This window comes from Achromobacter insolitus, from assembly GCF_002209555.1.
GTDB lineage: Bacteria > Pseudomonadota > Gammaproteobacteria > Burkholderiales > Burkholderiaceae_B > Achromobacter > Achromobacter insolitus.
In genome coordinates this window covers 256,641-269,195 of sequence record NZ_NJIF01000002.1, presented here as the reverse complement: position 1 = coordinate 269,195, position 12,555 = coordinate 256,641, and the positions used below count along the sequence as shown (strand labels likewise).

The 12,555-nt window shown below is 64.9% G+C and carries 8 protein-coding genes; 5 read left to right on the top strand and 3 right to left on the bottom strand.

The features are described from left to right. Window positions 1-129: 129 nt before the first annotated feature. Window positions 130-969 (top strand): 3',5'-cyclic-AMP phosphodiesterase, encoded by an 840-nt coding sequence (gene cpdA / locus CEY08_RS06755; RefSeq protein ID WP_042795694.1) that lies wholly within the window; start codon window positions 130-132, stop codon window positions 967-969. A gap of 445 nt (window positions 970-1,414) precedes the next feature. On the opposite strand, the gene rpoH is transcribed toward cpdA, so the two are convergent. The 3 genes from rpoH to fghA form a co-directional block, all read right to left on the bottom strand. After that, complete coding sequence (gene rpoH, locus CEY08_RS06750; protein WP_042795695.1) at window positions 1,415-2,299, bottom strand: RNA polymerase sigma factor RpoH; 885 nt, start codon at window positions 2,297-2,299, stop codon at window positions 1,415-1,417. A gap of 168 nt (window positions 2,300-2,467) precedes the next feature. Continuing rightward, window positions 2,468-3,157 (bottom strand): hypothetical protein, encoded by a 690-nt coding sequence (locus tag CEY08_RS06745; protein ID WP_088607617.1) that lies wholly within the window; start codon window positions 3,155-3,157, stop codon window positions 2,468-2,470. Between the two features lie 96 nt (window positions 3,158-3,253). After that, window positions 3,254-4,120 (bottom strand): S-formylglutathione hydrolase, encoded by an 867-nt coding sequence (gene fghA, locus CEY08_RS06740; protein WP_076817014.1) that lies wholly within the window; start codon window positions 4,118-4,120, stop codon window positions 3,254-3,256. Between the two features lie 232 nt (window positions 4,121-4,352). Between fghA and CEY08_RS06735 the strand changes: the two genes are divergently transcribed. The 4 genes from CEY08_RS06735 to CEY08_RS06720 all read left to right on the top strand — a co-directional run bounded on the left by CEY08_RS06735 (window position 4,353) and on the right by CEY08_RS06720 (window position 12,528). Further along, complete coding sequence (locus tag CEY08_RS06735) at window positions 4,353-5,117, top strand: hypothetical protein (RefSeq protein ID WP_076817012.1); 765 nt, start codon at window positions 4,353-4,355, stop codon at window positions 5,115-5,117. A 347-nt stretch (window positions 5,118-5,464) separates the two neighbouring features. Beyond that, entirely contained in the window at window positions 5,465-10,204 is a 4,740-nt protein-coding gene (locus tag CEY08_RS06730; protein ID WP_042795697.1) for a glutamate synthase-related protein, read from the top strand. Between the two features lie 8 nt (window positions 10,205-10,212). Further along, window positions 10,213-11,679 carry a glutamate synthase subunit beta gene (locus CEY08_RS06725; RefSeq protein WP_063639216.1) on the top strand — a complete coding sequence of 489 codons (1,467 nt, stop codon included), beginning with the start codon at window positions 10,213-10,215 and terminating at the stop codon, window positions 11,677-11,679. Window positions 11,680-11,889: 210 nt separating this feature from the next. Continuing rightward, window positions 11,890-12,528, top strand: coding sequence for an OmpW/AlkL family protein (locus tag CEY08_RS06720; protein WP_063639215.1), 639 nt, complete (start codon window positions 11,890-11,892; stop codon window positions 12,526-12,528). The last annotated feature ends 27 nt before the right edge of the window (window positions 12,529-12,555 follow it).

Genomic DNA, 12,555 nt, shown 5'->3' with positions numbered 1-12,555 from the left:
GGACCGGGCCGGAAACCGTCAGGAATCGTGGAGAATGCACGTTTCGTTACCCCAATGCGGACCTGCGATACGCGTCGGCCCATGTTTTTTGGGTAATGTGGAATCGCACAAACTTTGCAGGAGCGGCACTTGGCCCGGATCCATTCCCTGACCCGGCGCGACGACGCGCCCGCCATGCTGGTCCAGCTGACCGACAGCCATCTGTTCGGCGAGCCGGAAACCTCGATGCTGGGCGTCAATACGGACGCCAGCCTGCGCGCGGTGCTGCGCCAGATCGAAGCCGACGGCAAGCACCCCGATCTGCTGCTGGCCACGGGCGACATGTCCCAGGACGGCGAAGCCGCGGCCTATCGCCGCCTGGCGCGCGTCCTGTCCGAAGCGCCCGCCCTGGAGCAAGCCTGCATCCGCTGCCTGCCGGGCAACCATGACCTGCCGGCGGTGATGCGCCAGGAGCTGCCTGAATGGTCCGCTCCGGTGACCGACGTGGGCGCATGGCGCGTGGTCGCCCTGGACACCACCGTGCCCAACTCCAACGCCGGGCACCTGCCGCAGAGCCAGCTCGATCTGCTGGAGGCCGCGCTGGCCGAGGCTCCGGGCCGCCATACGCTGATCGCCATGCACCACAACCCCATGCAGATCGACAGCCACTGGCACGATTCGATGATGATCGACAACCCCCAGGCGCTATTCAAGCTGCTGACACGCTGGCCCCAGGTCCGCGTGCTGCTGTGGGGCCATGTGCACCACGAATTCGACCGTCGCCGCCACAACCTGCGCATGCTGGCCACGCCATCGACCTGCTTCCAGTTCAGCATCCGCGACGGCAAGCATGTGGTGGACAACATGGCCCCCGGCTATCGTTGGATCAAGCTGTACCAGGACGGTTCGATGGCGACAGGCGTGCGCCGCGTGCAGGACGCGCTGTGGCATCCCGCCTTGACCTCGCAGGACAAAGCGCAAGCGGCGTAGGCAGTGGAGACCTCCCAAGGCGCCCCCCTCGGGGGGCAGCAAGCAAGCAAAGCTTGCGCAGCGTGGGGACCAACACAGCCTCCGCAAAAATAGCCGGCCCGCCGCCGGGCCGCCCCAAGGCGGGCCAGCCCCCTCGGGGGGCAGCAAGCAAGCAAAGCTTGCGCAGCGTGGGGGCACCATAAAAAACGGGGCACCAGATATGCATGGTGCCCCGCAAGCATCCGTCTCATAGGGGAGGGGAAAGAGGAGAAGCCGAGACGGATGACAAGACGGCCAACCGAAGTTCGCGGTCTACATGAAGTTAGGCGGCGCCTTCCGCATTAAGTTTCTCGCGCCGCGCAAAATTTCCGCTCGAATTTGTATCAATTTATTCATGCGCTGCCGCCCTCTGTCCATAAAGCAAAAGGGCCGCGAATTGCGGCCCTTTGCGTGGGTCGATCAAGAATCAAGACGCGAGGTTGCCGCGCATCTTCTTCAAGGCGGCCGCTTCGATCTGGCGAATGCGCTCGGCCGACACGCCGAACTCCTGCGCCAGCTCGTGCAGCGTGGCGCCGCCGTCGTCTTGCAGCCAGCGGGCCTCGACAATGCGGCGCGAACGCGGATCCAGCGCTTCCAGCGCGTCGGTCAGGCCGGCGCTTTGCAGCTGGTCGCGGGCGGCACGTTCCAGCACGCGGGTCGGTTCCTGGCGGCCCTCGTCCGACAGATAGGCAATGGGCGCGTAGCTGTCATCGTCGTCGTCCTGGTTTTCCAGCGACATATCGCGACCGGACAGGCGCACTTCCATTTCGCTCACGTCTTCGCGGCGCACGTTCAGTTCGCGCGCAATGTGGTCGACCTGGTCCGGATCCAGCGTCTGACCGTCCGGGCGCATGCTGCGCAGGTTGAAGAACAGCTTGCGCTGGGCCTTGGTGGTCGCGACCTTCACCAGGCGCCAATTGCGGATGATGTATTCGTGGATTTCAGCCTTGATCCAGTGCACGGCGAACGACACCAGGCGCACGCCGCGCTCGGGATCGAAGCGTTTGACGGCCTTCATCAGGCCCACGTTGCCTTCCTGGATGAGATCGGCATGCGGCAAGCCGTAGCCCAGGTACTGACGGGCCACCGACACCACCAGGCGCAGGTGCGAGAGAATCAGTTCGCGCGCGGCGCCCAGGTCTTCCTGGTCGCGCAGACGGCGGCCCAGCTCGGTTTCGCGTTCCGCGGACAGGACCGGCAGGCGGTTAACCGCGGAAATATAAGCGTCGATCGTGCCAAGTGCGCCCGGATTGGCAATGGCCAACGCCAGAGCGTTGCCAGGAGCGGCCAACGAGGTACTGGGTTGCTTCATAGCGGGGATCTCCGGATGGCGAAGGGATAACGACATGGATTCGATGTTAGCACTCTAGTATTGGGAGTGCTAATTCGACTATTGCGGCGCGTCAAAGTTTCCTTTGACATTATGTGTCCCCATTTATTTTTTAGCGGCGGGGTGCCGCTGGCGCGATGCGCGCCTTCGCTACCATCCCAGGCGCTTCAGCCCTTCGGCAGTGGATTCGCCATCCGGGCGGATGAACAACGCCCCCCGCGGATCCATCAGGACCTGATAGCGGGCGCCATCGAACAGGGGCATGTAGGCGCCGCTGCCGAATTGGACGTCGACAAAGGGAAACCAGTTCGGGAAATTCTTCTTCAAGGAGGCCAGATCCGGTGCCGGCCAGTCGTCCAGCGCATGCACTGAACGCGTGGCCGAGGCTTCGCGCGCCGCATCGCTATAGCGGCCCGACAGCCGCTCCAGCCGGTACAGCGGGGGCACGCCAGCCATCAGTGCAGGCAGACGCCAGCGCACGACGCGCGCGTCGATCTGCCACTGGTCGCCGTAGAGCACGTACTGCTTGGTCCCGGTGCCAGGCGCGCTGGCGCTGACCTGGAATTGGCCGTCGGCCACCTGGCGGACCTCGATGCGCGCGACAGGCTCGTCCGTCGTCAAGCGGAAGAACTGCACCAGCGACAGCGCCAACAGACCGGATACGCATCCCAACAGCACCAGCATCAGGCCAAACAGGCGGCGCATCGGCCGGAACTGAAACATCCTGCGGCCACGTTCGTCGCGCGGGCCTCCGCGGCCCAGCAGCATGACGATCCCGGGCAGCAGGACGACCACGACACCCAGCAGGATCCAGACGAAGGGAGCGATACCGTTGATCAAATCAGGCGTTCCTCTTGAGCACAAACCGCGGGCGGCGCGCCGACGCACGCGCAGGCAAGCCCGCCTCGGCAGGCCCGCCAGTATAGAAGCGCGGCCTCAGGGCGCCGGTTTTCCAAGCCGCTCGACGTGAAACCGGATGTGATCCTCGATGAAGGTCGAGATGAAATAGTAGCCATGGTCGTAGCCCGGTTGGCGCCGCAGGTTCAGCGGCTGGCCCGCAGCGGCGCACGCCGCCTCGAATACCTCGGGATACAACTGTTCAGCCAGGAACTGGTCCGACTCGCCCTGATCGATGAGGATACCGGCCGGGAAGGGGTTCGTGGCGCCGCGCATCAGCTCGGAAGCGTCATAGGCGGCCCAGTCCTCGATCTTGTCGCCGAGGTAGGCGCCAAAGGCCTTCTTGCCCCACGGACACTGGCTGGGCGCGGCGATAGGCGCGAATGCCGATACCGAACGGAACTTGCCGGGATTGCGCAGCGCCAGGACGAGCGCGCCGTGTCCGCCCATGGAATGGCCGAAGATGCCGGTGCGCGATGCGTCGCCGGGTAGCGCTTCGCCCGTGACGATGCCGTGCAGCTCCTGCGTGACATAGCTGTACATGCGGTAATGGCCGCGCCAGGCGGGGGTGGTGGCGTCCACGTAGAAGCCCGCGCCCGTGCCCAGGTCCCAGCTTTCGTCCTCGCCGGCCACATTGGCCCCGCGCGGGCTGGTGTCAGGGGCAACCAGCATGACGCCGAGTTCGGCGGCCAGGCGCTGTGCGCCCGACTTGATCATGAAGGTTTCTTCCGTGCAGGTCAGGCCCGCCAGGTAGAACAGCACAGGAACCGGCCCCTGCTCGGCCTGCGGCGGGATATAGACGGAGAAGCGCATCGGCAGGCCGATCTCCGCGGACTCGTGGCGGTAATAGCGCTGCCAGCCGCCGAAGCAGCGATGCTGCGAAATGAGTTCCAGGGCGACTGCCATTGCTTTCCTCCGGTCGTAGATGGGAAAAAACGTCCGCGGACTAGGGGATACCCACGGTACGACGTTCCGTCGCCGAATGTTAACCTGGGCTTTATGGGGTACGAACGGCAGAAAAAAAAGCGATTTCATGCCCCGACCATGATCACGGGACTTGACCGGCGCCCACCGTGGCACTATTTATATACCGTGAGCGAAGACAACCCGTTCTTCCAGATACGCAAGTCCTGACACTATGGCCCGTCTGCCCCGTCTGTACGCCCCTGGGCTGCCCCAACTGGTGCAGGCCAATTTCATCCAGCCGCTGGCGGCGCCGTCGCAACCCGCGCCGGCCGACATCCTGAACCAGCTAGCCACGTGGCTGGGCGAATCCGCCCAACGCCATCGGGTCTCGGTTCACGGCTGGCTGCTGGCCAACGACCGCATCTTGCTGCTGGCCACGCCCGCGGACGAGGAAGGCCTGCCGCGCCTGATGCAGACGCTGGGCCGCAACCTGGCCGCGCGCCTGCGTGGTGGCCGGGTCTTCGCGGGACGCTACCGCTCCGCCTTGCTGGAGCCGGGCGCCTGGGTGCTGCCTTCCCTGGTCTGGCTCGAAACCTATCCGGTGCGCAGCGGCGCCTCCCAGGATCCCGATTCCTGGCCCTGGTCCTCGGCTTCCAGCCATACCGGCAACACCACCGCGGCCCCCGCGCAATGGCAGTCGGATCACGCGGACTACTGGGCCTGTGGCAACACCCCGTTTGACCGCCAAGCCAACTACCGCAAACGTCTGCAGGACGGCCTGTCGCGCGAGGAAACCCAGCGCATCGACCAGGCGGTCTCCGGACAATGGGCACTGGGCGGTCCCGCTTTCATTGCCAGCCTCGCCCATACCGCGAGCCGCCGGGTCGCCCCGGGCCAGCGCGGACGTCCGCGCAAAAAGCCTGCCGCCGCGACACCCGCCGACACAGAGCCGAACTCGTCGCCTCCGTCGACAACTCCCACGTCGACCTCATCCTGACCTTGAACCCGCCTCTCCGGCGGGTTCCGCATTTTCAATGGCGCACCTTTGCATTTACGCAACGGCCGGCGACTCCAAAATGCACTGAAAGCGCTTGATTAAATAGGGACGTATAAAGCCAAAAATGACCATTTGGCTGCTGCGGCCGCACCCACTTGGTGCAGACCCCCTTGGCAAAGCCCGTGTGGCGCGGCTCTTGATGCGTCACCGAATTTCTTGCCAATGACACATCCGAATTATAAATAGGGACACACCCTATTTATTCCTATTGCACCCTACTCGTGTCGGGGGTATTGTCCGTCTCCTGCACTGCAACATTACGACGCAGGCCCACTGCGGAGCGCGCCATGCCCCAAATTACCCCGATCGACTCCTGTCCCCCGCCCAAGGCGACCCCCATCGATGCCAGCCGCATCGGGCTGCCTTCCGCGCAGGGCCTGTACAACCCCAAGAACGAACATGACGCTTGCGGCGTCGGCTTCGTGGCCCACATCAAGGGCAAGAAAAGCCACGCGATCATCCAGCAGGGTCTGAAGATCCTCGAAAACCTGGACCACCGCGGTGCGGTCGGCGCGGACAAGCTGATGGGCGACGGCGCGGGCATCCTGATCCAGATCCCCGATACGCTCTACCGCGACGAACTCGGCCACCAGGGCATTACCCTGCCGCCTCCCGGCGAGTACGGTGTCGCCATGGTGTTCCTGCCCAAGGAAACGGCGTCGCGCCTGGCCTGCGAACAGGAACTGGAGCGCTCCGTGCGTGCCGAAGGCCAGGTCGTCCTGGGCTGGCGCGACGTGCCGGTGGACGTCGACATGCCGATGTCGCCCGCCGTGCGTGCCTGCGAACCGGTGATCCGCCAGCTGTTCATCGGCCGCGGCGCCGACGTGATGGTGCCGGACGCGCTGGAGCGCAAGCTGTACGTCATCCGCAAGACCGCCAGCCACGCCATCCAGAACATGCACCTGGCGCACGGCAAGGAATATTTCGTGCCCTCGGCCTCGGTGCGCACCGTGGTCTACAAGGGCCTGCTGCTGGCCGACCAGGTCGGCCGCTACTACCGCGACCTGGCCGACCCGCGCACGGTGTCGGCGCTGGCGCTGGTGCACCAACGCTTCTCGACCAACACCTTCCCGGCCTGGCCGCTGGCCCACCCGTACCGCATGATTGCGCACAACGGCGAAATCAACACGGTCAAGGGCAACTTCAACTGGCTGCGCGCCCGCGAAGGCATGATGCAGTCGGCCGTGCTGGGCGAGGACCTGAAGAAGCTGTACCCCATCGTCTACGAAGGCCAGTCGGACACCGCAACGTTCGACAACTGCCTCGAACTGCTGGTGAACTCGGGCTACTCGCTGGCCCACGCCATGATGATGATGATCCCGGAAGCCTGGGAACAACATACGCAGATGGACGAAAGCCGCCGCGCTTTCTACGAATACCACGCAGCCATGATGGAGCCCTGGGACGGCCCCGCCGCGGTCGCGTTCACCGACGGCCGCCAGATCGGCGCCACGCTGGACCGCAACGGCCTGCGCCCGGCCCGCTACCTGGTCACCGATGACGACATGGTCATCCTGGCCTCGGAAGCCGGCACGCTCTCGATCCCCGAAAACCGCATCATCAAGAAGTGGCGCCTGCAGCCCGGCAAGATGTTCCTGATCGACCTGGAACAGGGCCGCATCATCGACGACGCCGAGATCAAGCTGCAACTGGCCAACAGCCGTCCGTACCGCCAATGGATCGAACGCCTGCAGATCAAGCTGGAATCGCTGCCGGCCCCGCGCCAGGCCGCCGTCGCCACGCAGTCGTCCGTATCGTTGCTGGACCGCCAGCAGGCCTTCGGCTGGACCCAGGAAGACTACAAGTTCATCCTGGAACCCATGGCCACGACAGGCGAGGAAGTCATCGGCTCGATGGGCAACGACGCGCCGCTGGCCGTGCTGTCCGACCGCGCCAAGCCGTTCTACAACTACTTCCGCCAACTGTTCGCGCAAGTCACGAACCCGCCGATCGACCCCATCCGCGAACAGCTGGTGATGTCACTGGTGTCGTTCATCGGGCCGAAGCCCAACCTGCTGGACATCAACAACGTCAATCCGCCGCTGCGCCTGGAAGTCTCCCAGCCGGTGCTGGACTTCGCCGCCATGGCGCAGATCCGCGACATCGAGCAGGTCACGGGCAAGAAGTTCCGCAGCTTTGAGCTGGACATCACGTATCCCGCCGCCTGGGGCCCCGAAGGCATTGAAGCCCGCGTGGCCGCGCTGTGCGCGCGCGCCGTCGACGCGGTTCGCAGCGGCTACAACATCCTGATCGTGTCCGACCGGCTGGTCGACAGCGAACGCGTGGCCATCCCCGCGCTGCTGGCGACGTCCGCGGTCCACCAGCACCTGATCCGCGCCGGCCTGCGCACCAATACCGGCCTGGTCGTGGAAACCGGCTCGGCGCGTGAAGTCCATCACTTCGCCCTCTTGGGCGGCTACGGCGCCGAAGCCATCCACCCCTACCTGGCGCTGGAATCGCTGGGCAAGATGAACGACCCCGAAAAGGCGGTCAAGAACTTCATCAAGGCAATCGGCAAGGGCTTGAACAAGGTCATGTCCAAGATGGGCATTTCCACGTACATGTCCTACACGGGCGCGCAGATCTTCGAAGCCGTGGGCCTGCAGACCGCCCTGGTGAACAAGTACTTCACCGGCACTGCCTCCAACATCGAGGGCATCGGCATCTTCCAGGTGGCCGAAGAAGCGCTGCGCCAGCACCGCGCCGCCTTCAGCACCGATCCGGTGCTGGCCAACGACCTGGACGCGGGCGGCGAATACGCCTATCGCGTGCGCGGCGAAGAGCACATGTGGACGCCGGATTCCATCGCCAAGCTGCAACACGCCTCGCGCGCCAACAACTACCGCACGTACAAGGAGTACGCGCAGATCATCAACGACCAGAGCCGTCGTCACATGACCCTGCGCGGCCTGTTCGAGTTCCGCTTCGACCCGTCTCGGGCGATTCCGCTGGACGACGTTGAACCCGCCAAGGAAATCGTCAAGCGCTTCGCCACGGGCGCAATGTCGCTGGGCTCGATCTCCACCGAAGCGCACTCGGTGCTGGCCGTGGCCATGAACCGCATCGGCGGCAAGTCCAACACCGGCGAAGGCGGCGAGGACGAACTGCGCTACCGCGCCGAAATGCGTGAAGGCAAGAGCACCATCAAGGACGGCGACACGCTGGCGTCCGTGCTGGGCTCGGACCGCATCGAAGCGGACGTCGAACTGAAGAAGGGCGACTCGCTGCGTTCCAAGATCAAGCAGGTGGCCTCGGGCCGTTTCGGCGTGACCGCCGAGTACCTGTCGTCCGCCGACCAGATCCAGATCAAGATGGCGCAGGGCGCCAAGCCCGGCGAAGGCGGCCAGTTGCCCGGCCACAAGGTGTCGGAATACATCGCCAAGCTGCGCTATTCGGTCCCCGGCGTGGGCCTGATTTCGCCCCCGCCGCACCATGACATCTATTCCATCGAAGACCTGGCCCAGCTGATCCACGATCTGAAGAACGTGAATTCCAAGGCTTCGGTCTCGGTCAAGCTCGTATCCGAAGTGGGCGTGGGCACCGTGGCAGCAGGCGTGGCCAAGGCCAAGGCCGACCACGTCGTGATCGCCGGCCATGACGGCGGCACGGGTGCCTCGCCGGTGTCGTCCATCAAGCACGTGGGCACGCCCTGGGAACTGGGCCTGGCTGAAACGCAGCAGACGCTGGTGCTGAACCGCCTGCGCAGCCGCATCCGCGTGCAGGCCGACGGCCAGATGAAGACCGGCCGCGACGTCGTCATCGGCGCGCTGCTGGGCGCTGACGAATTCGGCTTCGCGACCGCTCCGCTGGTCGTCGAAGGCTGCATCATGATGCGCAAGTGCCACCTGAACACCTGCCCGGTGGGCGTGGCCACGCAAGACCCCGTCCTGCGCAAGAAATTCCAGGGCAAGCCCGAGCACGTCGTGAACTTCTTCTTCTTCATCGCCGAGGAAGTCCGCGAAATCATGGCCCAGCTGGGCATCCGCAAGTTCGACGACCTGATCGGCCGCGCCGATCTGCTGGACATGCGTTCGGGCGTGGAACACTGGAAGGCCCAGGGCCTGGATTTCGCCCGCGTGTTCCATCAGACCCAGTCCGACGCGGCAGTGCGCCAGACCGAAGAGCAGGACCATGGCCTGGCCGGCGCGCTCGATCACCAGCTGATCGAACGCAGCAAGCCCGCGCTGGAGCGCGGCGAAAAGGTTTCGTTCATCGTGCCGGTACGCAACCGCAACCGCACCATCGGCGCCATGCTGTCGGGCGCGGTGGCTGCGCGCTACGGCCATGACGGCCTGCCGGACGACACCATCCACATCCAATGCAACGGCACCGCCGGCCAGAGCTTCGGCGCATTCCTGGCCCATGGCATCACGATGGACCTGGTGGGCGAAGGCAACGACTACGTCGGCAAGGGCCTGTCGGGCGGCCGCATCATCGTGCGCTCGCCCAATGACTTCCGCGGTTTCGGCCCCGATCACATCATCGCTGGCAATACCGTGCTGTATGGCGCGCTGGCGGGCGAAGCCTTCTTCAACGGCGTGGCTGGTGAACGCTTCGCGGTTCGCAACTCGGGCGCCGCCACCGTCGTGGAAGGCACGGGCGACCATGGCTGCGAATACATGACCGGCGGCACCGTCGTGGTACTGGGCGCCACGGGCCGCAACTTCGCGGCCGGCATGTCCGGCGGCGTGGCCTACGTGTGGGATCCGGAGCGCACGCTCAAGCAACGCGCCAACCTGTCCATGGTTGAACTGGAAAGCATCGTGCCGCACGCCGAGCAGGTCGCCCAGAACAACATCGACGTCTGGCACAGCGCGCAGCGCGGCGGTGAACGCGAAACGGACGAAGCCATCCTGCGCCGCCTGGTGGAAGACCACTTCCGCTACACCGGCAGCTTCCGCGCCCGCGAAATCCTGGGCGACTGGGAAGCCTCGCGCGGCAAATTCGTGAAAATCATGCCGACGGACTACCGCCGCGCATTGGGTGAAATGTGGCGTGCAGCCAACCCGCAACAACTGGCTGCGTGAGGGATACCATGGGAAAGATAACCGGCTTTATGGAATTTCAGCGTCTGCAGGAGGCCTCCGAGGCCCCGCAGAAGCGGCTGAAGAACTGGCGTGAATTCGTGCTGCACCTGAGCGACGATCAGGCCAAGCAGCAAGCGGCGCGCTGCATGGACTGCGGCATCCCGTTCTGCAACAACGGCTGCCCGGTCAACAACATCATCCCGGACTGGAATGACCTGGTGTACCGGCAGGACTGGAAGCGCGCGCTGGACGTGCTGCACTCCACCAACAACTTCCCCGAGTTCACCGGCCGCATCTGCCCGGCGCCGTGCGAAGCCGCCTGTACCTTGAACATCAACAGCGACGCCGTGGGCATCAAGTCAATCGAGCACGCGATCATCGACAAGGGCTGGGCCGAAGGCTGGGTCTCGCCGCAGGTGCCGGCTCGCAAGACCGGCAAGAAGGTCGCGGTGGTGGGCTCCGGCCCTGCCGGCCTGGCTTGCTCGCAGCAGCTGGCCCGCGCTGGCCACTCGGTGACGCTGTTCGAAAAGAGCGACCGCATCGGCGGCCTGCTGCGCTACGGCATCCCCGACTTCAAACTGGAAAAGCACCAGATCGACCGTCGCATCTCGCAGATGGAAGCCGAAGGCGTGGAGTTCGCGCCGTCGACCTACATTGGCAATCCCAGCGACCCCGTGGCCGACGGCCTGACCGTCCGCACGCCGGAATCGCTGCTGGCCGAGTTCGACGCCGTGGTGATGAGCGGCGGCTCGGAAACCCCGCGCGACCTGCCGGTGCCTGGCCGTGAGCTCTCGGGCGTGTATTTCGCCATGGATTTCCTGCGCCAGCAGAACAAGGCGGTGGCGGGTGACCGGCTTACCAACCAGACGCTGGCCAAAGGCAAGCACGTGGTGGTGATCGGCGGTGGCGACACCGGCTCCGACTGCGTCGGCACCAGCAACCGACATGGCGCGGCCTCGGTCACGCAGTTCGAATTGATGCCTCAGCCGCCGGAGTCCGAAAACAAGGCCATGACGTGGCCGTACTGGCCGCTCAAGATGCGCACGTCCTCCTCGCACGAGGAAGGCTGCGAGCGCGACTGGTCGGTGACCACCAAGCTGCTTGCGGGCAGCAACGGCAAGGTCGAAAAGCTGGTCGGCGCGCGCGTCGAATGGTTCAAGGACGAAGCCACCGGCCAGATGAAAATGCGAGAGGTCGAAGGCTCGGAATTCGAGATCAAGGCCGATCTGGTGCTGTTGGCCATGGGCTTCGTATCCCCGGTTCAGACAGTGCTGGACGCCTTCGGCGTGGATCGCGATGCGCGTGGCAACGTGCGCGCCAATACCGACGACTACCGCACCAATGTCGAAAAGGTCTTCACGGCCGGCGACATGCGCCGCGGCCAGTCCCTGGTGGTCTGGGCCATCCGCGAAGGCCGCCAATGCGCGCGCTCCGTGGACGCCTTCCTGATGGGCAGCAGCGAACTGCCGCGCTGATTCCCGCCACCTGGCTTCAGCCAGAAGATCGCCGCCGAGCGCATGCGCCGGCGGCGATTTTTTTGTTTGCCGCCGCCCAGGCAGCGCTGGCCTGTTGCAGCATAACCACTTTTCGATTGCGGTCTTTTCACGATTTGACACACATCAAGCGGGCCGGACGCCAGGTTTGAGAACCTGTGGTCTCAACCACTGGAAAGATCGGAGAAGAGAATGTTTTCGCTGAACGGGCGTATCCGCGCCACCGCCATTGCCGGACTGATCGCTGCCGGCACGCTCGCCGCCCCCGCGCACGCCCACGAAGCAGGCGACGTGCTGTTCAAGGTCGGCGTGACGCAGGTCCGCCCCTCCTCCAACAACGGCACCGTGCTCAATGGCAGCGTCGGCCTGGACGTGAACAACAATGTGCGGCCCAGCTTCACGCTGACCTACATGGCCACGCGCAATATCGGTATCGAACTGCTGGGCGCCTGGCCCTTCCAGCATGACGTCAGCGGCAGCGGCCTGGGCAAGATCGGCTCCACCAAGCAATTGCCCCCGACCCTCAGCCTGCAATGGCACATCCTGCCCGACAGCATGATCCAGCCGTACATCGGCGTGGGCATCAACTACACCCACTTCTTCGACACCAAGGCGGAAGGCGCCCTCAAGGGTTCGGACCTGAAGCTGGGCGACTCCTGGGGCGTCGCGGCGCAACTGGGCGCGGACTTCAAGATCAACGACCGCTGGTTCATGAACGCGGATATCCGCTACATCGACATCCGCTCCAAGGTAAAGCTGGACGGCCAACACATCGGCACCGCCCGCATCGACCCATGGGTGGCGACGCTGGGCGTCGGCTACCGCTTCTGAAGCGCACGCCTCAAGGCCGCGCGCAGT